The organism is Metasolibacillus sp. FSL K6-0083 (assembly GCF_038630865.1).
Taxonomy (GTDB): Bacteria; Bacillota; Bacilli; order Bacillales_A; family Planococcaceae; genus Metasolibacillus; species Metasolibacillus fluoroglycofenilyticus.
Map to the genome: position 1 here is coordinate 883,380 of NZ_CP152046.1, position 20,665 is coordinate 904,044.

Here is a 20,665-nt window from a genome sequence, read left to right on the forward strand (position 1 = left end):
TATTTCAAAACTTTAATTATCAATAAAAAAAATTATCATCATCTTGTGTAATGGTAGGATTTAGTAGCTTCTCGATGAATTACTTTGTATTTTGCGGTTACTTATCACTGCAATTGCTAAATCAAAATAAAATATTTTAACTCCGCAAAAAGCATATAAAAAACCCTGTTATATCAACGTTCGCTGTACATTTAATCTATAATCTTTTATAATATATTTTAGAAATAGAAAGGGGTTTACTCGCAGTGAAAATTTTGATTACACTACTTATCGTTATTGCAGTCATCGCTGTATATATTTTAATTAGCTCAATGCGGTTGAAAAAGGCGGTAACGAATTTAACACAGGATGAATTTATTCAAGGCTACCGCAAAGCACAATTAATCGACTTGCGTGAAGCAAAGGAGTTTGATGCTGGACATATTTTAGGCGCTCGTAATATCCCATCAACACAGCTCAACACACGCTACAAAGAAATTCGTCCAGACTTACCAGTATACTTATACTGCCAAAACACAGGCCGTAGCGCACGTGCAGCACTCATGCTAAAAAAGCGCGGCTTTAATCAAATCTATCAGCTCCAAGGCGGCTTCAGAACTTGGACAGGCAAGATTAAATCAAAGGCATAAAATAGCGTCTAAAATGTCGTGCGGTTGCCGACATTTTAGACGCTATTGTTTGTGTTTCTTTAAAGAGTTCACCCCGAAGAAAATAACAAAACCATTTTTCGACGTTTTATTTTGACAACGCATTCAAATTGAGTAGTTTATGAGCGGATTCAGATGATTTATGAGCGAATTCGTTCGGTTTATGAGCGAATTTAGCCATCTTATGAGCGAATCGGTACTTTCCGCCTACTAATATAAAAACGCCCCTAAAGCCGGCAACTGCACGGCTTTAGGGACGTCCCTTACCATTATTTTGTATAACGTAGCACAGGTGTACGAGCTGCGCGGGCTTCATCTAAGCGCGATACAACTGTCGTATGTGGTGCTTCTTGTACAATTGTTGGATTTTCTTCTGCTTCTTTTGCAATTGCAATCATTACATCACAGAATGCATCCAATGTTTCTTTTGATTCCGTTTCAGTTGGCTCAATCATAATACCTTCTTCCACATTAAGCGGGAAGTATACTGTTGGTGGGTGATAGCCAAAGTCAAGTAAACGTTTCGCAATATCAAGCGTACGTACGCCAAGTTTCTTTTGACGGCGACCAGATAAAACGAATTCATGCTTACAATGACGGTTATACGGTAAATCATAAAATTCTTCTAAGCGACGCATCATATAGTTAGCGTTTAATACCGCATATTCTGTCACGGCTTTTAAGCCGTCTGGACCCATTGTACGAATATACGTATATGCACGTACATTAATACCGAAGTTACCGTAGTAAGGCTTCACGCGACCGATTGATTGCGGACGATTGTAATCGAAGTGGAATGTACCATCTTCTTTTTTCACCAAGACTGGCTTTGGTAAGAACGGAATTAAATCTGCTTTTACCCCAACTGGACCCGACCCTGGGCCACCGCCACCGTGTGGACCTGTGAATGTTTTGTGCAAGTTTAAGTGCACGCAGTCAAAGCCCATATCGCCAGGGCGTGCTTTTGACATAACTGCGTTTAAGTTAGCACCATCATAATAAACTTTCCCGCCTACTTCATGGATGATTTTTGCCATCTCAATGATGTTTTCTTCGAATAAACCAAGTGTATTTGGATTTGTTAGCATTAATGCTGCTGTATCAGGACCTACAACACGGCGTAAATCCTCTAAGTCCACAAGACCGTCCTCACCTGATTTAATTGTAATTGTTTCAAAGCCCGCAACTGTTGCAGATGCTGGGTTAGTACCGTGCGCTGAGTCAGGAACAATCACTTTATTACGGTGACCTTCACCATTTGCCTCGTGGAATGCGCGAATCATCAATAACGCTGTCCACTCACCGTGCGCACCTGCTGCTGGTTGTAATGTTACTTCATCCATACCTGTAATTTCTTCTAGAGAGGTTTGTAAATCATATAATAGCTCCATTGCACCTTGTACCGTTGATTCGTCCTGTAATGGGTGCACATTCGCGAAGCCGCTAAAACGCGCTACAGCTTCGTTAATTTTTGGATTGTACTTCATTGTACATGAACCGAGTGGATAGAAGCCTGAGTCTACACCATGGTTACGGCGAGACAGGGCTGTGTAATGGCGCATAATATCTAATTCAGATACTTCTGGTAGCTCAGCAGCCTCTTCGCGCACATAGCCTTCTGGTAATAAGTCTGCTAAATCGTATTCTGGCACATCAAGCGGCTCTAAGTTATAGCCAACACGACCAGGTTTTGTAATTTCAAAAATGAGTGATTGGTTTTCGTTATGCATTGTAAGCCCCCATCTCTGCAACGAATGCGTCAATTTCTTCTTTAGTACGTAGCTCTGTTACAGCGATTAACGCATGGTTTTCTAGCTCAGGATATACACGACCTAAATCAAAACCACCGATAATGCCTTTGTCAATTAAGCCTTTATTAATTTCAGTAACAGATTTTTTCGTTTTCACAACGATTTCATTGAAGTGTGCACCTTGGTAAGCAACTTCAAAGCCAGCAGCTTCAAAAGCATTTTTTGCATAGCGTGTTTTAACGATATTTTGCTTTGCCACTTCCTGAATTCCTTGCTTACCAAATGCCGTCATTGCAACAGAAGCTGCAAGTGCTAGTAATGCTTGGTTCGAACAAATATTTGATGTCGCTTTATCACGACGGATATGCTGTTCACGCGCTTGTAATGTTAATACATAACCACGGCGACCTTGCTCGTCAACTGTTTCACCAACTAAACGACCAGGTACTTTACGCATTAATTTTGATGTTACTGCAAAATAACCACAGTGAGGACCGCCGAAGCCTTCTGCAATACCGAATACTTGTGCATCACCTACTGCAATATCAGCACCAAGCTTACCTGGAGGTGTTAATACCCCAAGTGCTAATGGGTTTGCTGATACGATAAATAAACCTTTTGCTTCATGCGTAATTTCGCCAATTGTTTTTAAATCTTCAATTTGACCAAAGAAGTTTGGATATTGTACCATTACAGCCGCTGTTTGATCATCCACTAAGCCTTTTAGTGCTTCAATATCCGTTACGCCATCCTTCGTTGGCACTGCAACGATTTCGATTGATTGACCGTATGCGTATGTTGCCACAACATCTTTATATTCTGGATGTATCGCACCCGATACAAGAATTTTTTTACGACGCGTATGACCCGCTGCTAGCATACCTGCTTCAGCAAGTGATGTACCGCCATCATACATTGATGAGTTCGCTAAATCCATGCCTGTTAATTCTGCAATCATCGTTTGGAACTCAAAAATCGCTTGTAGCTCACCTTGTGAAATTTCTGGTTGATATGGTGTGTAAGCAGTGTAAAACTCTGAACGAGAAATAACATGGTCAACAATTACAGGCTTGTAGTGGTTATAAACGCCCGCACCTAAAAATGATACGTTTGCTGCTGTATCCTTGTTTTTCGCTGCTAATGCTGCAAGCTCTTTCATTAGTGCTGCTTCTGATTTTGCTTCTTTAATGTCATATTGCCCTTGGAAACGAACTTCCTCTGGAATATCTGAGAATAGTGCATCAATTGAATCAACGCCAATTGTTGCTAACATTTCTTGTTTGTCCTGTTCCGTCATTGGTAAATAACGATGTTTCATGAGAACCCTCTTTTCAACTATTATTTTGATCGCTTATAAAAAGGTGTTGCCACTATTACTGCTGGCACTAACTTACCGCGAACTTCGATTTCAATTTCTGTTCCTACTTCAGTAAAAGCTGTATTTAATAAAGCGACACCAATATTACGTTTTGTTAATGGCGATTGCGTGCCTGTTGTTACTTCACCAATTTCTACGCCATCTTTAAACACTTTATAACCGTGTCGAGGAATACCTTTGCCAACCATCTCTAGACCTACAGATTTACGTGTCAGCCCCGCTTCTTTTTGTGCGATTAACGCTTCTTGACCGATAAATTTCGGTTCTTTCTGAAGCTTTACCGCAAAGCCAATCCCTGCCTCTAATGGAGAAATATCTTTTGATAGCTCTTGACCATAAAGCGGCAAGCCAGCTTCAAAACGAAGTGTATCACGTGCACCAAGACCCGCTGGCACGACACCCTGTTCTTTTCCAGCTTCTAGAATTTTATGCCATTGCGCAATAATTGCCTCAGGTGTGCCGTAAAGCTCAAAACCATCTTCACCAGTATAACCACTGCGTGATACAAGCACTTGATGTCCTGCAATTTCTACATTTTCTTGGAATTTGAAATATTTAATTTCTTTTAGGTCTGTTGCTGTTAAAGTTTGTAGTACTTCTTCTGCTAAAGGTCCTTGTAATGCAATTTGTGCGAACTCGCTTGAACGATTTACAATCGTTACATCACCTTCTACATGCTGTAGCATCCACTCGAAATCCTTTTCGATATTTGCAGCGTTCACGCATAGTAAGTAGTTATTTTCAGATAAACGATACGTTAATAAATCATCAACAACACCGCCAGATTCATAGCACATTGCACTGTACTGTGCACCACCAATTGCTATTTTGGAAATATCATTCGATAAGATTTTTTGCAAAAATGCAAGCGCATCGTTACCTTCTACAAAAATCTCTCCCATATGCGATACATCGAATAAACCTGCGCGATTTCGTACCGCATCGTGCTCGTCTTTAATCGATGAAAATTGCACTGGTAATTCCCATCCACCAAAGTCGATTGTTTTCCCACCATATTGTGCATATGCATCAAATAGCGGTGTGCGTTTTAATTCTGTCATTCCACGTTCCTCCTCACATTAATTACATCAAAAAAGACAGACGAATCCCTTGTATTTGGAATTCTCTGTCCTTGCACCTGAAAGTTACACCTATTATTGAATCATTTCACATAATAGGCTTTCCCCTTTGGTGGCTACTTAGGTAAATAAGAAGCACTCTCCAGAGTTGCGTCCTGTACGAGTCTTTTTGCCTGAGAGATTCATAGCTCAGCTACTTGCTCCTTCGGCGACGCCACATCACGTTCTCTCCCCGTACAATCATCCGCAGTAATGATGTTTTAAAATAGATTGTCAACTACAAACTACTTCGTCATATCTTTTTGAAAGAATAGACACTATCTAAGCCATATCCTAACATTAGATGTGATAAAAACGCAATCATTTTTTAATTTTATAACCAGACACGAACATTATTGAACATATAAATTATTTCGTTCGCCTTTTAAGCGATTTACTTGAAATCCTATATATTCCACAATGAGACGAAGTGTTCTCCCAGCAGTTAATACTTGTATATGCCCTACTTCTCTGTAAAATTTCCGACGCTCTAAATATAGCTGATGCAGCTGTTCCTTTGTAGAACTTTGTACAATCGGACGATTTTTATCATTTTTTATGCGCATATATATATCTTCAAAGGTTGCATCAAGGAAGAACACAAGGCCTGTACGACGCATAATTTTACGATTTTCCGCATTTACAGCTACGCCCCCACCTGTTGCAATAATGCACGCTTCATCGCGGAAGTTCTCTAAAAATTCAGTTTCCAACCGCCGAAAGTGTGCCTCCCCATACTTCTCGAAGATTTCTGGTATCGTCATCCCCTGCTGTCTGACAATTTCTTTGTCCATATCATAGTAAGGCATTTTCAAATAAAAGCTTAACCTTCGACCTATTGCGCTTTTACCACAGCCCATAAAGCCCACTAAATAAATTTTGCGCATTGCTTCACCTTCTTATCACATCAAAATCAAGTTCAATCTATTCACCAATTTTCGTTAGTATGTTTATCGTAGCACGAACATTGACGAATTCCAACGAATTATAAATTTTTAGCTTAGATTGATAATTTGCTGCATATGTTATACATAATCCTGCGATAAGAAATAGCAGTATAATCGCTATCGGAAACAATGCCCCTCGTTCATTTTTCAGGTGGAACAATAAATATTCGCTCCTCTTTTGAGCCATCCATCAATTGTGCATTTAGCACAAGATAGCTATTTATTTTTTGAAAATGCACAGAGCTAACACCTACAAATAAAATTTCATTCCCTGAATTTAAGCGCACACGAATTGTCTCACTTGATTTGCTAATATAATGGTTTAAACTTCCCTGGACAACTTGTATTTCTGCCCCTCCATTGCGTATGTGAACTTCATCGGCTGCCACAATGTAATTTTGCAAATCTGCAATAAACATTTCCCATCTAGCTTCCTGTGTAGCATTATGTTTATAAAGAGGCGACATATATATGATAATGAACAATAAAAGCTTGGAGAATAAAAGCAAAGCACCAAGCTGAAATATAGCCTCCATAAAAGTAAAGCCCTTCTGAGTGGATATATGCTTTACAAGCCGACACATTTTTGTCGACGCCCCTTTACATTATCAAAATCAACACATATTTCCCCAGCGCTATAATGCCAAGCATAAGGTATTTTTTGAATGGTCATTTCGCCACTTGTAATACCGTATAGCTTTACAATACGAGCGCCATTTAATGCAACCTCACTCGCATGGAGCTCTGTTTTTTTATTAGCCAAATTTCCCTGTAAATGAGTTAACATAGGCAACAACGTGCTAGCTAAACAAAAAATAATGACTAAACCAAACAAACTATCAACAACTGAAAATCCTTGATTATTGCGAAAGAAGACGCATTCTCCCCTTTCCTAAATTAATTGAAAATATCATTCGCCTCTCTCCCATTAAAAACTCTATTCTTCCAAAATTAACAATTGTTCCATAACCAGTAAACTCAATTCGCGTATTAGTCGTGTAAATATTTGCAGTAATCCCCTCTGGAAGGTGGCGGGAAATAAGCAATTCACCATAATGTTGAAAGCATTGTAATTCTTCTCCTTCCCTAACCCAGCACCTCGTAGCCAAACCATTTTTGATTGACAATGCTTGCATTTCCAGCAAATCAAGCTCAAACTGCTGTATCGTTTTTTCATAAATATCAAGCTTCATTTGTCGAAGAGAAAAAGTAAGCGTTAAAAAGCTAAGCAAGGATATAATTGCTAAGACGAGTAACATTTCTATAAAAGTAAAACCATCCTCATTTCGTCTCATCCTTCCTCACTATTTCCTACAAGTATTACTTTCCCTTCCTCATTAATTGTGACAAGCTCGCCATTCGGACATTTCGCCTCCTCACTTTCGATGTATTCCTCGTTGAACAAATCAGTAACAGTTGGCGTTGTCATATGGTCAATCTTATACGCCTCAACTTGCCCTTGTAGCATCGTCATATAAGCTGAACAACCCTTGCTATCAATGGTCGCAAAATGCTTCGTTACATTTGGTATAGTTACCAAAATAAGAATCGAAACAATTAGCAGCACAACTAACATTTCCACTAAAGTAAAGCCCTTTTCATTTTTCAATTTTTCATCCCTCCTAGTGTAATCAAATGACTTCGAGCATTTTATACATCGGCAATAAAATGCTTAAATAGGCGGCGATAATGCATGCAGCAATGATTAAAAATAATATCGGCTGAATAAGCTGCATTGTATTGTGTATAATATTTTCTAGCTTTTGATCAAGCAATTCAGCGTAAATTAACAACTCTCGACCGAGCAGCCCACTTTTTTCGCCATGCTCGATAAATTGCTCGAATCGAGGTAAGAAAAAACCAATTAATAAAACAGTTTGTGCTAAACTATCGCCATAAATGATTCGTGCGCCAATACATTTGGCAATATAGCTGAGCTGTGGTTGCAGGTCTTGTTGCTCCAAATAATGGAGTGATTGCTGTAATGACATGCCACTTACTAATAAATCACCTAATGAGCGTGCAAACCGCCTCGTCATCAGTAAGGTCCAAAAATAGCTTAATATTGGTATTTTTAATAATATATACAATTGTAAATCTACTCTCTTGTGACGGATATAAATCGAGGCAATGACCGTTATTACAATGAGGAAAAATGCACTAATTATAATGTAATCTGGGACATGAAGAAAAAATCTTGTCCATTGTATTGTAGTATTTTCAGTTTTTATTGTTCTTGAGTATAGCATTTGTTCAATTGTTGGCAAAAAATAGAGCCGAAATGCTATGAATAATGAAATGATAAAAGTAAAGAGCAGTGCGGGGTATAATAATATTTTCGTAAAACGTAGCTTCATTTTTTCTTGAAATCGCATTTGTTGCGCAATAATTTGAAGGGTATTTGCAAGCTGACCTGTCGCTTCTGCCAACTGAATCGCTATTAAAAACCGTGACTTTACACCTAATTGACGCAAAATAAATGTGACACTTTGCCCCTTTTGAAAACAGTCATCTACTAGCTCTTGCCAGTACGCACAATCCTTTACATGATAAGGAAGTAACATTGTAATACAATCCGCAAAAGTATAGCCTTCTTGAAGTAGCTGACTCATTCGTTCGATTAGCTCAGGCAACCGCTTCACTTGAAATTTCGGACGAATAGCACATTGCATGAAGCGATGATTAATGCGTGAAACGTGCATAGGGCGACCCTTCCACTTGGTATCTTTGATGTTCGAGCGTGTGATGATAGTGGAGTGAATAAGCCTCCCCATGTGCAATAGCAACAAATGCCTCGTATAAATGAACATCGCTTAAAAGCTCGAAAATTGCTTTGCGGCCATCCTCTACTTTTGTTTCAACGAGCGTTTGGGCGATAATGCCAACCGTAGCTTGTCGCAATTCGTCTAGCGATACACCTAAATCCATTAACCGATATAGGCAGTTAACTGTATTTTTAGCATGAACAGTGGATAATACTAAATGACCACTAAGTGCGGCTTGAATAGCAATTTCCGCTGTTTCAGCATCGCGAATTTCACCTATCATAATGACATCTGGAGAGTGCCGCAAAATTGCTCGCAACCCTTCCGCATAGGTTACCCCTGCACGTTCATTCACCTGTATTTGGATAATTTGTTCATGATTTTTCTCGACTGGGTCCTCCAATGAAATGACATGACGTTTTAACTCAGTACAGCAATAATGAATTAAAGAGTAGAGAGATGTCGATTTACCTGTTCCTGTCGCACCACAAAAAAGCAGGAGCCCTTGTCTATTTTGCACAAGCTGTTCAATTTTTCTAGCCATCTTTATGTCATAGCTTAGCTCTGCAAGTGGTAATGTCATATTCTGTTTTAAAATACGAATAACTAAGCTCTCCTTCCCTAGCACGGAAGGCAATGTCGATATTCGAAACGCAAAAACGGTTTGTTCAAATTCTTTTTGAAATGCGCCACTTTGAGGTTTGCGCTTTTCACTTATATCAAGTGCAGATAAAAATTTATAGTACGTAATAATTCTTGTAGCTATTTCTTGAGGTAACTCACCTTTTACATGCATTTTGCCATATTTGCGAAATACTACGCTGTAGCGGTCATTTGTTGGGGATAAATGAATATCGGATGCGCTAAATGCCAATGCTTCTTCTATCAATTGCTCACTTTTTCTCACAACAATCGATTCTGTTTCTATACAACACACCTCTCTTTCGATTTTTCACTAACTAGCTATCTTAGCGCAATTATAGTAGGAGAAAATACATTCGAAAAGCGGTTTGAGCAAAATAAATTTTTGACCTATTTTTTTATAGCAATATTTCAAATTTCGCTATTTTTTATTAAAGGTTTAACTTCTTTATATTTTTTGCGATGAGGATGGTGATAGTTTATTGTAGGAGCAAATTTTTGTATCGAAAGCGAAGTGACAAATACAGAAGTCTCCCACCTCTATTGGTGGAAAGATAAATGTATGGGTAGCAGGACGCACGCTGGTAATCCAAAGACCACGCCAACACCGTACTCCCGCGGATGTCACAGATTTGAAGAGAAGCCTGTGTGATGCGGGTCAAATAACCGTCGACGCATGTCATGACGGTTTTAGGTTAACCTACACCAAACAGCTCAAAAAAATTTGGACTAGAGTTAGCCGAGGTGTAATCTACTTTTTCACTATATGTTTGAATCGATGGAAAAGCATTGACAAACTAACATTGTCCTTCATTTATTTAGAAAAAATCAACGTTTCCATTAATCTTTATTTTTTATAATTAGCTATTACAATTACTTTTGCATTTTAGAAAAAATGTACACTGCTTTGTCACAAAGAAAGTGGAAGTTCCAGTTTACTTTCTTCAGTGAAATCATTTATAATGGATTGGAGAAGATTGTATTTATATATAGAAGGAGGGGAATTACACATGAGCAATATGTATAAAGTTATGGCATTCTGGACGGGTGTTTTCGCTATTATGTTCTACTTAGGTGGAATGTACGAGGTTTCGCTATTATTCGTAGGTAATACTGGTTTATTCTTATTATTAGGCTTTTTAAACCTTTCAGAGCGCATGTATATGTACATTTTCGGTGCTTATTTAACTATTTTCTTCGCAGGTTTCACATATTACACAACATTTATGCACGTACCTGGTGGAGGGCATTAATCACAGCATTTAAGCGTGGGCAAAGTAAAATTACTTCGTCCACGCTTTTTTATTATTTAAAAGCCATTCAAAAATGGGTTCATTTCCATTTCGGCAGCAGGTGTCGTATAATTTCCATGACCCGGATAAATAATCGTGTCCTCCGCCAATGTGAGTAGCTTATCATGAATAGACTTTAACAGCACTGGCATTGAACCAGCAATTAAATCCGTACGTCCAATGCTGCCCTCAAATAATGTGTCTCCTACAATCGCAAAGCCATCCTCTTCAAATATATAGGAGATACTGCCTGGGGAATGCCCTGGTGTAAATACTGCCTTGAATGTAAAGTCTGCAATATTAAACACTTGCTCTTGTCGAATAATATGTTCCTCTTTCGGTGCATTTACAACATAGTTCGGTAATTCAGCATATTTACCTGAGCCATTTTTCATCGGATCAGCTAGCCAATCTACCTCTTTTTCATGGACGTAAACAGGTATATTAAATGCATCACGCACCTCATTAACTGCGCCAATATGGTCAAAATGTGTATGCGTTAAAAAAATGGCTACTGGTTTTAATTGGTTTGCTTTAATTTCACGAATTAAGCGCTCCCCTTCTTCACCTGGGTCAAAAATTAGGCATTGCTTCTCGCTATTGCTCACAATATAACAATTTGTTTGAATAGGACCAAGCGGATATGTACGAGTACTCAACTTCATAATAGAAAACCTCCATTCGATTCATTCTAAATTGTATACGAAGTTCAAACAAACGTCACTTTTTCCGCTCGACAAAAGGTATAATAAGATTTACAATAGAAGAGGAATATTGTTTGCGACATTCATTTTCTGATGTCGAAAGGAGTGTCTTTTTAATGAACTTATTAATGGTTATTTTCGGTTTAGTAGCTATTTTTGCCGTAGTTGGTACATTCCAAGCAATTAAAGAAAAAAATCTTCTAGGTATTGTTTTCAACCTAGGTGCAGCAGCAATCTTCGGATGGTTTGTTGTCATGACTGTTCTTAACGCTGGATACCCACCAAAACTTCACTAAATAGCTAATAAGAGGACGAGCTGCCGTTTCACAACGGTATAGCTCGTCTTTTTATTTATTTTCCGATTTATCAAGCTAACCTAAAGCCGTTGCTGAAAGAAGTTAGATTCAAAAGAAGGTCGCTAACCCTGGCGTTTATTCTATCTCCAAAGAAATCCTTTTCTATTTTGTCTAGCTAATCCTTTAATGAACATCAATAAAGGCGTCCTAAAAGCAGGTAATACACTGCTTTTGGGACGCCCCACTTATCTTTATTTCACTGAGTCTCGTATCAAATTACCTGTCTGTGCATCATAAAAACGCAATAAATCTCCATTAATAATCGCATCAGAATAACCTAATTCAGTTGCCGCGCTCTCTATTAATGGCTCACAAGCGGTGATATCAATTTGCTCGCCAGTAGCTTTGTCATAGCATACATCACTTGCATAGACTACTTTGTCTGTAATAAAGCGACCATCACGGAAAATCACAAAGTCCTCATGGTCCTCTGAGAATAGGTCTGCACCAAGTTGCATATCCTTCGACGTATCAATACCTAGTAAGTGTAAAATCGTAGGACGTAAATCAATTTGACCCGCAGCCGTTTCCATTACCTGCCCATCATTTGCACCTGGAATATGAATAAATAATGGAACAGATTGTAATAATGCGCTGTCATAAGGTGTAATTTCTTCCTTTTCTAAATACATAGCCATCGCTTTATTATGGTTTTCCGAAATACCGTAGTGGTCACCATACATGACGATAATGGAATTATCATATAAGCCTTTTTCCTTTAAATCATCAAAAAATACCTTTAATGCCTCATCCATATAACGAACCGTCTGGAAATAGCGGTTTAATGTACCCGAATTGGACGTATACTCATCAATCATTATATCTTCTGGATCAAGATAGAATGGGTAATGGTTTGTCAATGTAATTAGACGTGAATAAAACGGCTGTGGCATTTCAGTCATATGCTGTACTGATTGTTGGAAGAACGGAACATCCTTCATCCCCCAGTTTACTGCCTCACCTTCGCCAACCTCATACGAATTGACATCATAAAACTTTTGAATATTTAATGACTGGTAAATCATATCACGATTCCAAAATGATTTATTATTTGGATGCATGACATTTGTAAAGTAACCGTTATCTCCTAGGCGTTCTGCCATTGAATTATACGTGTTACCACCATGTGTAAAGAATACTGCACCTCGTCCTAGACCAAATAAGGAGTTTTCTAAAATAAACTCCGAGTCAGATGTTTTCCCTAACCCTGTTTGATGATAGAAATTATTAAAATAATACGTATCCTTATCTCGCGTCAACGAGTTTAAAAATGGTGTGACTTCTTGGCCATTCATATCATTATTAATAACAAAGTTTTGCAATGATTCAAGCGACACAACAATTAAATTGCGCCCAGCATATTTACCAAACATCTCAGGGTTTGGTTCTGCCTGATTTGCACGTACATAGTTGTTTACTTCAACAAGCTCACTGCCATCAGCTAGCGCTCGCTGTGCCGAAGACTTTGATTGAATATAAATATCATATAAATGATAGTTATACGTACCGATATTTTTCACTAATAATTCGCGGTCAAAGCTGCGTGTTAAAAGCTGTGGGCGCTCTGTTTCAGCAAGTCCTAAATTTAATAAAAGCATTGCTGCCGCTAGCACAAAGTAAGCATGGCGCACATCTTTACGAATAGTTAATTGCCCGTTTAATTTCGGAGCAAATTTCAATAAAATAGCAATAAAAATAACGTCGATAAAGTAGAAAATATCCCAAACATTAATAATAGCTAATGCAGATGTTCCTAAATCACCAAAATTGCTCGTCTGGAACAATACTGGTAATGTAATAAAGTCATTGTAGAAACGGTAAAATGCAACGTTTCCATACAACACAATCGACAAGATTAAACTCATAATTAAAATATAACGATTACGAGTAGTCGATTTCTTAAAAAATAGTGATAATCCGTAGGCAATTAATAAAAAGCTAATTGGATTAATCCATAAAATAAAATATTGCATCGCATTTTCAATTTTCATATCAAAGCTTGTTTGATACACAATCACTGTTTTAATCCATGTAGCAATAATTGCAAAAGCTAAAATTGAATGTTTAGGCCATTTACTAATAGAACTCATTCCTCAACATCCTTTCTTTATTTCCAAACCTTTACTTTAAGATTTTTTTGTTCACCTTTATTTCATCAGCCACACCACTAATGAGCAAAAACTTTCATATCTATTTCCCTTTTTCTACTAAAATGAAACAAAATCTATCTTAAAGCTTTTTATAAAATTTCGCAATACAAAATCGCGCATTATTCAATAGACAGAATATTGTAGTCATATACACGATTTTCCATTGTCCTATATTAGTACGTCTTTTCAGCAAAAAGGTTTCACCCTTTTTGTTCCATTTGTATTCTGGATGCCTCTTGACGCATTAATAAAAGTGCCGTTTGGAAGTCACGAGGCTCTATTATACCTGCTTTATATAGCTCACGTATCTCATCTTCCATCAGCATTAAATCGCCAAGACGATCTGTCGTATAAATATATGTGCCATATTGCTTTAATAGCTCATAAATATCAATCATCGATTTCATCTCATTGGCTCCTCTCGATTTGCTGTACAATAAATATAGCCTGTTTCTGTAATGATTGTATGGACAGGAATATCGTGAGCCTCGGTAGGTACGTGCTCCGCTAATTGCTCGCTGAAAGCGAGTGCAAGCAAAGTCCCTTGATAGCCTGGCAAGTAGCGGTCGTAATAGCCTCCTCCATAGCCTATGCGATAGCCCTTTTTATCAAAAACGATTCCTGGCACAATAATCGCATCAATTGTATCTCGTTCAATAAGCTCAGTTATAGTTGGAATCGGCTCTCTTAAATCCATATAAACGGTTTCTAATTGAAAAAAGCCCTCGATTGCGTAAAATGTCATCTCTCTCGTTTTCGGATGACATTTAGGCACAGCAACTGTCTTGCCTTGTTGCCATAACGCCTCAATAATAGCAATTGTATCGACTTCAGGCTTCGTTGAAATTGTAACAGCAATCGTCTTTCCTTCTATAATAGAAGGCTGCTGCATTAACTGCTTGCCGATTGCGAAAGAACGCTCCCGGTAATCTATATCTGAAATGGCATTTAGCTTGCTACGTACTTCCTGACGTATTTGTTTTTTATCCATTGTCATTCCTCACTTATGGAAATTATCTTCTATATTTAAAGTAAAAAGCCAAAACCACTCGGGGCTTTGGCTAATTGAGCAATTACTTCGTTTCACGGTGAAGAGTGTATTTCTTCTCGCGAGAGCAATATTTTTTCAGTTCAAGACGCTCTGGATTGTTACGCTTGTTCTTTTTAGAAATGTAGTTACGTTCGCCGCAATCTGTGCAAGCTAAAGTAATGTTTACGCGCATTATTAACCCTCCCACTCTAATTAAGAATAAAAATTGAGCATGATTTATACGACTTTCCCATTATAACATAAAGCGAAAAAAAAGCTAGTATCATTTCATATTAAGTTGCTCTATGGTAAAATGAAAGACAATTGCAAGAGGTTGTCTGAAAAGTCATTTTGAGACGAGTAACCGCAGGAGCATTGGTTTTATTAAATATTGATAATAATAGTTCAGGCTGTCAGAAAAGGAATACCCTTTTGAGCAGCCTCGATTGGAGCGTTCAACATGGAATTGTCAATTATTTTAATGATTATTGGGATTTTCTTTATTATCATTTCTCTATTTTTACGAGATTCAGCAAAGAAAGTAGAAAAAGAAGTAGAAGAATTGTCAATTAGCATTTTCCAAGAAACAAATCAATTAAAGCGTCGCTTAAAAATTGTTGAAGAGGAACTAATGCTTGAGCCAAATTTCCAAGTAGCGAAAAAAAAGCAAGCGCACTATACAGCACCTAGCCAAACATATGCCGCACAGCCTATCAACAGCATTTTAGTAAGCCAAGTGCTTGAGCTCAACAAGCAGGGGCTAGCTGTTTCTGAAATTAGCAAACTCTCAACATTATCAGAGGAGCAAATACACCAAATTCTCGCAACGGGGGGCAAGCTATGAAAACCTTTTTAAGAGGATTTGGAATTGCCTTATTTTTAGTTGGCGCTCTCCTAGTTGTAGGAAAACAGCTACAGCTTCCCATGCTTAGCAATACAACAACAAATGACGACAAAAAAGAACAAGCGGCACATATTCAAAAGCTCGAGCAGCAGCTCGCAAATGCCAATGCGCAAATTACTGAATTACAGCAAACAATAGCTGCACAAGAGCAAGCAGAGAAAGAAGTGAACAATTCGACTGCTAAAAAGAACGATGTGGCAAACGAGGAAGAAGATAAGGTTGATTCCATTGTCAGTGGAACTGTCTATATTTATGAAGGTGTCTCTATTTATGATATCGGCAAGCAAGTAGAGGATTTAGGTATTTTAACGAACGGACGTGAATTAGAGCTATTTTTATCCAAACGTGAGTATTCACGCTCTATCCAAAAAGGACAATTCGAACTAAACTCCTCTATGACAATAGAACAAATGGCACGCATTTTAACTGGAAAAATAGCTCAGCAATAAGAACGGAGGAAGTTTGCATATGACAATTTATGATATTGATGTAACGACTGACACTGGAGAAGTTTATCCATTAGCACGCTACGAAGGAAAGGTACTATTAATTGTTAACACTGCCTCTAAATGCGGATTGACAGGACAATTCGAGGAGCTTCAAGCACTATATGACAAATACGCTGAGCAAGGGCTTGTTATATTAGGCTTCCCTTCCAATCAATTTAAGCAAGAGTTAGATAGTGCTAAGGAGGCCTCAGAAGCCTGTCGCCTAACATACGGCGTTACATTTCCAATGCACGAAATTATTACAGTCAATGGCGAGGCAGCACATCCTCTCTTCAAACGATTAACGGAGGAAACAAAAGGCTTGCTCGGAAAAAATGTAAAATGGAATTTCACAAAATTTCTAGTTGACCGTAACGGACAAATTATTAAACGCTTCGCCCCAACAGACAAGCCATTGAAATTGGAACAAGAGATTGCAAGTTATTTATAAGAGTGGAGTTGTCCGAAAAGTCCATTTTGTTTTGACGCTGCATTGAAATCAATATTTTCATCACTTCCCTTTTACGGAAGGATTTCAATGTTCATCCCATTTTTAAAAGAGGCGTTCTCTGTTTATAGGAATCAATATTTTGCGAACATCATCGCTACTGTCCAAAATGCCGGCTATGTACGGCTTTTTGGACAGCCCCATTTTGTTTCTTATATTAAATCTAGCGATTACTTTAATATTTCCGTTAACGCTCTCCCATCAGTATTCGGGAAATCTAAGTTTAATAGATAGGCAATCGTCGGTCCAATATCTACGACACTCACCTCCCCAATATCCGAGCCAGCTATCACATGATTACCGGAAATAATTAAATTGCTTGTATAATTTGGCTTATTCGGTAAATAGCCATGTGTCGCATATTTTTTACCCAATGCATATAAATCAACGATAGCCTCCTGTAAATGGTCATCTTCAAAAGCATAGCCTTCCTTCGCTTCAATCATATAAGCAAATTGGCTACTTACATGAAGCTCCTTCAGTTCAGTTGTGCTTAAAATGGCTTCAATCCCATAATCACCTTGTTGCAACGCCTTGTCTAAAATGGCTAGTGCCAATTTCCCTGCTTCCATATCACCTGGCTGGATATATAAATAAGCGGAGCCACCAGCACTTTGTATGTATGCTCGCCACTGTAACTTTCCATTGTGCTCATAGATTAGGCCCTCATCATAGAATAAACGATTTAGGTACACTTTATATTGAACATCTAGCTGGCTATGGTCACCAACAATAATAAAAGTTGTCTCCTCATAAATGCCTGCCTCTTTCGTCGCCTGCACTAAATCACCAATTCGACGGTCCATGCGCTTAATGACCTTTTCAATTTCGGGGCTTTTTGTACCATGTAGATGTTTAGCATCATCTAAATCTATTAGGTGCATAAGCAATAAATTTGGTTTTTTGTTTTTAATCGTATCGACAGCACATAATGTCGTAAAGTCATCTAAATAAGGCTGTTCAATCCCTTGACGCACTTTGCCATACTTTAATTCCATTGCCAATGTAAATAGCTTACTGCCGCTTTTTAAAATTTTTAATGCTTGATTTTCGTTCTTTACAGCTTTAATTTCTGGGATATTATAATCAATTTTCGCCTTTCCTGAAACTGGCCATAATAAACCTGCCGTTTTCAACCCTTTTTTATGAGCAGCCTCATAAATAGTTGGTACTTGAATATCACTTCTAAACCAGTGCCAATTTTGATCGTTTTCTGGTACAAACGGTTGAAGCGGATTGTTATGGAAAACACCATGTTTATCTGGATACACACCCGTTACATAAGAGCTATGAATAACATATGTAAGGGTGGGGTATACGCTTTGTACTAAATCCGTTGAAGCACCGTTCTCGATTAACTTTGCTAAATTAGGTTTCGATTTTGCACTTTCCCAGTTATCCTTTGAAAAAGCATCATACGAAACGACTATGACATACTTGTTTTGTATTTGCATAAAATCACCTTGCTTTTGTTGTTTGATAGTGTGCATCTTTTGGAAGCATTAAAAAGACAATAAGACCAATAATAAATAATGGAATAATCGATAAAATGCTATATCTCGCCTCACCAGTCAGCGTCGTAGTCAGAGCCATTAAAAACGGACCAATAATAGCTGCGAATTTACCGAAAATATTATAAAATCCAAAAAACTCATTTGACCGTTCCTTTGGTATGATTTTCCCATAGTAAGACCGACTAAGTGCTTGAATGCCTCCTTGTGCAGAGCCAATTAAAATACCAAGCACGAAAATATGCCACATTTCGGAAATGAAAAACGCAGCAATACATGAAATGATATATGTCGTGATACCGGCTATAATCATCGTGCGCGTTGAATATTTTTTAGCAAGTGAACCATATAAAAGCGCACATGGAAATGCGACAATTTGAATGACTAGCAAAATAGCTAATAGCATAAATGTATCAAGTGCGTTCTCACCTAAAATACTTGTTGCATACGGTACGACCATTTTTATGATTGTGTCGACCCCATCTATGTAACAGAAGTAGGCGATTAAAAAAATAAAGACAATTTTATAATCTTTAATTTGTAGAAATGTTTGCCCTAAACGCTTAAAGCTTTGACCTATTGGATTTGGCTCTGGCTCAATATAATGGCGTTGCTTCACATCCTTAATCATCGGAATTGTTAATAATCCCCACCATAGTGCTGTAATGAAAAAGCCAATTTGATAGCCAATTGCCGCATCCATTCCCATGATTAAAATAACAACTAAGCTAATACCAAAAGGAATAACACTCGATATATAGCCAAACGCAAATCCAGACGAGGAAACCTTATCCATTTTTTCATCTGTTGTCACATCCACTAAAAATGAATCATAGAAAATATTCGCTCCGGCAAAACCAATACACGAAAGTATATACATCACAATTAGTAATTGCCATTGTCCGCTTGCAGGCGAAATAAATGTAAAAGAAAGAGTTGATAAAATCCCGACAAGCGCAAAAAATGTAAAGTAGCGTTTCTTCTTATCTTTATAATCTGCAAATGCCCCTAAAATAGGACTAAGTACAGCAACAAATATACTAGCAAGTGAATTAAAATAACCTAAATCCATATTGTTAACTCCATTAAACATCCCAAACACAATCGGAAACAACGCAGTAGTAATAGCCATTGAATATGCCGAATTCCCACAATCATACAATATCCAAGACTTTTCTTCTTTCGTAAGCTTCATTGAAATCCCCCTCCCATCTCTTATTTTCTGCAATTATATCATTATATTGAAAATAAATAGCATGAAGAGGCCGAAAATTCACATTAGTGAAATATTTTTTACGAAATAGGTATTTAAACATGCAAAAAAGCACTTGTCGCCTGTTATAGACAATCAAGTGCTTTAAGTTTATAAATTCTCTAAATTTAATAATATTTGCAAGTTTTATAAGTTAGTTTAGTATTGACAGTATGACATCTGCTTTACTACATGGCAAGTGTAACGTTTAAACCCTTTAGCTTGTTTAATCTCGTGTGTTTGTTGCTTATGCCATCCATAAGTGGTCCTTGTAAATAAATTGTCATCACGCCTATTCTCGCTCTTATTGCTTAATTGTTAAAATAACACTCCTTGATGGTCTAGCCTTCATGGGTTATTAATTCGAATTCAAGGAATCTTTAACCGTAAACAAGCTTTAAATGACTTTGTCATATTATACCTTGTATTTGTCGCCACGTAGTAATTCTATATCATACTGCACTTAACCTAAAAATTTCATACTTGGAAGTAAGCTTTGTACGTAGAATATAGCTCTTATTATCATTAATATTTACCTAAAATAATATACCTAGATTTATATTATCATAATCGATACGCAAAAATCCTTCCATAAAACAATTCAACATAATTAACTTGTTTCATGTAACGCTATTACGCTAAATTTCCGAGACATTCTGTACACCCATCTTAATTCTGGAAAATATTAAAGATGATATATTTCATTCAACACTGACTAGCCTCTTTCCTGTTGCCAAAACAATTCATAGAATGACTGAATTTTATTATTTTATTTCTTCTGGTTTTCTAAATAAGCAAAGAGTATCTAGTGCCTCAAATATGTCATCTCCAAACTTAAATAATGAATAACCATTTTTCCCAAAGACCTTACCCGATTTTGAGATAAACATTACTAAATTCCCACGATATGCTTCTCCAATTACTACGAGCGGCTCTTTTACTCGTACCTCAAATTCCTCAAAGTCTTCTTTTTCATAGTAATCGCCAACAACTTCTTCTGGACTAAAATGAAAGGTTTCCAAACTTCCATCCGGATGCTTAAATTTATATTCAACCCCACCAAATTGACTTAATGCATCCACCACTGGGTTAAACACTTGATATCCCATCGCCTCTAAAAATTTTACCGTTTCGGTTAATTCAACCTTATTATTTGGATTCCATCCCGCTTGTAGCAATATATCTCTCGTTTCATCTGATAAATTTTGCATAAGTATCCTCC

Annotated in this window: 24 protein-coding genes and 1 riboswitch; of the genes, 6 read left to right on the forward strand and 18 right to left on the reverse strand. The window is 37.6% G+C overall.

Annotated elements, in window-relative coordinates; all coding sequences use genetic code 11:
* Positions 1-245: 245 nt before the first annotated feature.
* On the forward strand, positions 246-629 hold the full coding sequence (locus MHB51_RS04110) for a rhodanese-like domain-containing protein (RefSeq protein ID WP_066163695.1): 384 nt from the start codon (positions 246-248) through the stop codon (positions 627-629).
* A gap of 287 nt (positions 630-916) precedes the next feature.
* Here MHB51_RS04110 and gcvPB read toward each other — a convergent pair whose 3' ends face one another.
* From gcvPB to comGA, 10 genes are all read right to left on the reverse strand, one after another.
* Positions 917-2,377 carry an aminomethyl-transferring glycine dehydrogenase subunit GcvPB gene (gene gcvPB, locus MHB51_RS04115; RefSeq protein ID WP_066163697.1) on the reverse strand — a complete coding sequence of 487 codons (1,461 nt, stop codon included), beginning with the start codon at positions 2,375-2,377 and terminating at the stop codon, positions 917-919.
* The gene (gene gcvPA / locus MHB51_RS04120; RefSeq protein WP_342472592.1) at positions 2,370-3,716 is read right to left on the reverse strand and encodes an aminomethyl-transferring glycine dehydrogenase subunit GcvPA; all 1,347 of its coding nucleotides are present in this window, start codon (positions 3,714-3,716) and stop codon (positions 2,370-2,372) included. Before gcvPA ends, gcvPB begins: the two co-directional genes overlap by 8 nt.
* Before the next feature lie 20 nt (positions 3,717-3,736).
* A complete protein-coding gene (gcvT, locus tag MHB51_RS04125) occupies positions 3,737-4,837 on the reverse strand; it encodes a glycine cleavage system aminomethyltransferase GcvT (protein WP_066163701.1) in 1,101 nt (366 codons plus the stop codon).
* A gap of 169 nt (positions 4,838-5,006) precedes the next feature.
* Positions 5,007-5,099: riboswitch (glycine riboswitch) on the reverse strand.
* A 148-nt stretch (positions 5,100-5,247) separates the two neighbouring features.
* Positions 5,248-5,781: a shikimate kinase gene (locus MHB51_RS04130; protein ID WP_066163704.1), complete on the reverse strand. Its 534-nt coding sequence runs from the start codon at positions 5,779-5,781 to the stop codon at positions 5,248-5,250.
* A 200-nt stretch (positions 5,782-5,981) separates the two neighbouring features.
* Entirely contained in the window at positions 5,982-6,377 is a 396-nt protein-coding gene (locus MHB51_RS04135) for a hypothetical protein (RefSeq protein ID WP_066163708.1), read from the reverse strand.
* A 32-nt stretch (positions 6,378-6,409) separates the two neighbouring features.
* On the reverse strand, positions 6,410-6,604 hold the full coding sequence (locus MHB51_RS04140) for a hypothetical protein (RefSeq protein WP_342559040.1): 195 nt from the start codon (positions 6,602-6,604) through the stop codon (positions 6,410-6,412).
* Positions 6,605-6,701: 97 nt separating this feature from the next.
* Positions 6,702-7,034, reverse strand: a complete 333-nt coding sequence (locus MHB51_RS04145) for a hypothetical protein (RefSeq protein ID WP_342559041.1) — start codon at positions 7,032-7,034, stop codon at positions 6,702-6,704.
* 98 nt (positions 7,035-7,132) lie between these two features.
* A complete protein-coding gene (comGC, locus tag MHB51_RS04150; RefSeq protein ID WP_066163714.1) occupies positions 7,133-7,450 on the reverse strand; it encodes a competence type IV pilus major pilin ComGC in 318 nt (105 codons plus the stop codon).
* Positions 7,451-7,472: 22 nt separating this feature from the next.
* Positions 7,473-8,543: a competence type IV pilus assembly protein ComGB gene (gene comGB, locus MHB51_RS04155; RefSeq protein ID WP_342559042.1), complete on the reverse strand. Its 1,071-nt coding sequence runs from the start codon at positions 8,541-8,543 to the stop codon at positions 7,473-7,475.
* Entirely contained in the window at positions 8,524-9,513 is a 990-nt protein-coding gene (gene comGA, locus MHB51_RS04160; RefSeq protein WP_342559043.1) for a competence type IV pilus ATPase ComGA, read from the reverse strand. Before comGA ends, comGB begins: the two co-directional genes overlap by 20 nt.
* A gap of 745 nt (positions 9,514-10,258) precedes the next feature.
* Between comGA and MHB51_RS04165 the strand changes: the two genes are divergently transcribed.
* On the forward strand, positions 10,259-10,501 hold the full coding sequence (locus tag MHB51_RS04165) for a DUF2626 family protein (protein ID WP_066163718.1): 243 nt from the start codon (positions 10,259-10,261) through the stop codon (positions 10,499-10,501).
* A 56-nt stretch (positions 10,502-10,557) separates the two neighbouring features.
* On the opposite strand, the gene MHB51_RS04170 is transcribed toward MHB51_RS04165, so the two are convergent.
* The gene (locus MHB51_RS04170; RefSeq protein ID WP_066163719.1) at positions 10,558-11,205 is read right to left on the reverse strand and encodes an MBL fold metallo-hydrolase; all 648 of its coding nucleotides are present in this window, start codon (positions 11,203-11,205) and stop codon (positions 10,558-10,560) included.
* A 155-nt stretch (positions 11,206-11,360) separates the two neighbouring features.
* On the opposite strand from MHB51_RS04170, the gene MHB51_RS04175 reads away from it, so the two are divergent.
* Positions 11,361-11,540: a DUF2759 domain-containing protein gene (locus MHB51_RS04175; protein ID WP_066163721.1), complete on the forward strand. Its 180-nt coding sequence runs from the start codon at positions 11,361-11,363 to the stop codon at positions 11,538-11,540.
* Positions 11,541-11,791: 251 nt separating this feature from the next.
* On the opposite strand, the gene MHB51_RS04180 is transcribed toward MHB51_RS04175, so the two are convergent.
* From MHB51_RS04180 to rpmG, 4 genes are all read right to left on the reverse strand, one after another.
* Positions 11,792-13,690 carry an LTA synthase family protein gene (locus tag MHB51_RS04180; RefSeq protein WP_066163722.1) on the reverse strand — a complete coding sequence of 633 codons (1,899 nt, stop codon included), beginning with the start codon at positions 13,688-13,690 and terminating at the stop codon, positions 11,792-11,794.
* 260 nt (positions 13,691-13,950) lie between these two features.
* Positions 13,951-14,157 (reverse strand): YqgQ family protein, encoded by a 207-nt coding sequence (locus MHB51_RS04185; protein ID WP_066163724.1) that lies wholly within the window; start codon positions 14,155-14,157, stop codon positions 13,951-13,953.
* Complete coding sequence (locus MHB51_RS04190) at positions 14,154-14,741, reverse strand: 5-formyltetrahydrofolate cyclo-ligase (RefSeq protein ID WP_342559044.1); 588 nt, start codon at positions 14,739-14,741, stop codon at positions 14,154-14,156. Before MHB51_RS04190 ends, MHB51_RS04185 begins: the two co-directional genes overlap by 4 nt.
* An 82-nt stretch (positions 14,742-14,823) precedes the next feature.
* The gene (rpmG, locus tag MHB51_RS04195; RefSeq protein WP_008408521.1) at positions 14,824-14,973 is read right to left on the reverse strand and encodes a 50S ribosomal protein L33; all 150 of its coding nucleotides are present in this window, start codon (positions 14,971-14,973) and stop codon (positions 14,824-14,826) included.
* Between the two features lie 267 nt (positions 14,974-15,240).
* Here rpmG and MHB51_RS04200 point away from each other — a divergent pair, with 267 nt between their 5' ends.
* The 3 genes from MHB51_RS04200 to MHB51_RS04210 are packed head-to-tail and all read left to right on the forward strand — an operon-like array spanning position 15,241 to position 16,623.
* Positions 15,241-15,624 (forward strand): hypothetical protein, encoded by a 384-nt coding sequence (locus MHB51_RS04200; protein ID WP_066163728.1) that lies wholly within the window; start codon positions 15,241-15,243, stop codon positions 15,622-15,624.
* Entirely contained in the window at positions 15,621-16,133 is a 513-nt protein-coding gene (locus MHB51_RS04205) for a hypothetical protein (protein ID WP_342472602.1), read from the forward strand. Before MHB51_RS04200 ends, MHB51_RS04205 begins: the two co-directional genes overlap by 4 nt.
* 19 nt (positions 16,134-16,152) lie before the next feature.
* The gene (locus tag MHB51_RS04210) at positions 16,153-16,623 is read left to right on the forward strand and encodes a glutathione peroxidase (protein WP_107942551.1); all 471 of its coding nucleotides are present in this window, start codon (positions 16,153-16,155) and stop codon (positions 16,621-16,623) included.
* A gap of 227 nt (positions 16,624-16,850) precedes the next feature.
* Here MHB51_RS04210 and MHB51_RS04215 read toward each other — a convergent pair whose 3' ends face one another.
* From MHB51_RS04215 to MHB51_RS04225, 3 genes are all read right to left on the reverse strand, one after another.
* Entirely contained in the window at positions 16,851-18,170 is a 1,320-nt protein-coding gene (locus tag MHB51_RS04215; protein WP_342559045.1) for an alkaline phosphatase family protein, read from the reverse strand.
* Positions 18,139-19,386 (reverse strand): MFS transporter, encoded by a 1,248-nt coding sequence (locus MHB51_RS04220; protein WP_066163736.1) that lies wholly within the window; start codon positions 19,384-19,386, stop codon positions 18,139-18,141. Before MHB51_RS04220 ends, MHB51_RS04215 begins: the two co-directional genes overlap by 32 nt.
* Before the next feature lie 821 nt (positions 19,387-20,207).
* Positions 20,208-20,654, reverse strand: coding sequence for an SUKH-3 domain-containing protein (locus MHB51_RS04225; RefSeq protein WP_090919084.1), 447 nt, complete (start codon positions 20,652-20,654; stop codon positions 20,208-20,210).
* Positions 20,655-20,665: the final 11 nt, after the last annotated feature.

Excerpts from the sequence above, each read along its gene's own strand:
- gcvPB (WP_066163697.1), bottom strand. The coding sequence starts at position 2,377 with ATGCATAACGAAAACCAATCACTCATTTTTGAAATTACAAAACCTGGT.
- gcvPA (WP_342472592.1), bottom strand. The coding sequence starts at position 3,716 with ATGAAACATCGTTATTTACCAATGACGGAACAGGACAAACAAGAAATG.
- gcvT (WP_066163701.1), bottom strand. The coding sequence starts at position 4,837 with ATGACAGAATTAAAACGCACACCGCTATTTGATGCATATGCACAATAT.
- MHB51_RS04130 (WP_066163704.1), bottom strand. The coding sequence starts at position 5,781 with ATGCGCAAAATTTATTTAGTGGGCTTTATGGGCTGTGGTAAAAGCGCA.
- MHB51_RS04135 (WP_066163708.1), bottom strand. The coding sequence starts at position 6,377 with ATGGAGGCTATATTTCAGCTTGGTGCTTTGCTTTTATTCTCCAAGCTT.
- MHB51_RS04145 (WP_342559041.1), bottom strand. The coding sequence starts at position 7,034 with ATGAAGCTTGATATTTATGAAAAAACGATACAGCAGTTTGAGCTTGAT.
- comGB (WP_342559042.1), bottom strand. The coding sequence starts at position 8,543 with ATGCACGTTTCACGCATTAATCATCGCTTCATGCAATGTGCTATTCGT.
- MHB51_RS04165 (WP_066163718.1), top strand. The coding sequence starts at position 10,259 with ATGAGCAATATGTATAAAGTTATGGCATTCTGGACGGGTGTTTTCGCT.
- MHB51_RS04170 (WP_066163719.1), bottom strand. The coding sequence starts at position 11,205 with ATGAAGTTGAGTACTCGTACATATCCGCTTGGTCCTATTCAAACAAAT.
- MHB51_RS04175 (WP_066163721.1), top strand. The coding sequence starts at position 11,361 with ATGAACTTATTAATGGTTATTTTCGGTTTAGTAGCTATTTTTGCCGTA.
- MHB51_RS04180 (WP_066163722.1), bottom strand. The coding sequence starts at position 13,690 with ATGAGTTCTATTAGTAAATGGCCTAAACATTCAATTTTAGCTTTTGCA.
- MHB51_RS04185 (WP_066163724.1), bottom strand. The coding sequence starts at position 14,157 with ATGAAATCGATGATTGATATTTATGAGCTATTAAAGCAATATGGCACA.
- MHB51_RS04190 (WP_342559044.1), bottom strand. The coding sequence starts at position 14,741 with ATGGATAAAAAACAAATACGTCAGGAAGTACGTAGCAAGCTAAATGCC.
- rpmG (WP_008408521.1), bottom strand. The coding sequence starts at position 14,973 with ATGCGCGTAAACATTACTTTAGCTTGCACAGATTGCGGCGAACGTAAC.
- MHB51_RS04200 (WP_066163728.1), top strand. The coding sequence starts at position 15,241 with ATGGAATTGTCAATTATTTTAATGATTATTGGGATTTTCTTTATTATC.
- MHB51_RS04205 (WP_342472602.1), top strand. The coding sequence starts at position 15,621 with ATGAAAACCTTTTTAAGAGGATTTGGAATTGCCTTATTTTTAGTTGGC.
- MHB51_RS04210 (WP_107942551.1), top strand. The coding sequence starts at position 16,153 with ATGACAATTTATGATATTGATGTAACGACTGACACTGGAGAAGTTTAT.
- MHB51_RS04215 (WP_342559045.1), bottom strand. The coding sequence starts at position 18,170 with ATGCACACTATCAAACAACAAAAGCAAGGTGATTTTATGCAAATACAA.
- MHB51_RS04220 (WP_066163736.1), bottom strand. The coding sequence starts at position 19,386 with ATGAAGCTTACGAAAGAAGAAAAGTCTTGGATATTGTATGATTGTGGG.
- MHB51_RS04225 (WP_090919084.1), bottom strand. The coding sequence starts at position 20,654 with ATGCAAAATTTATCAGATGAAACGAGAGATATATTGCTACAAGCGGGA.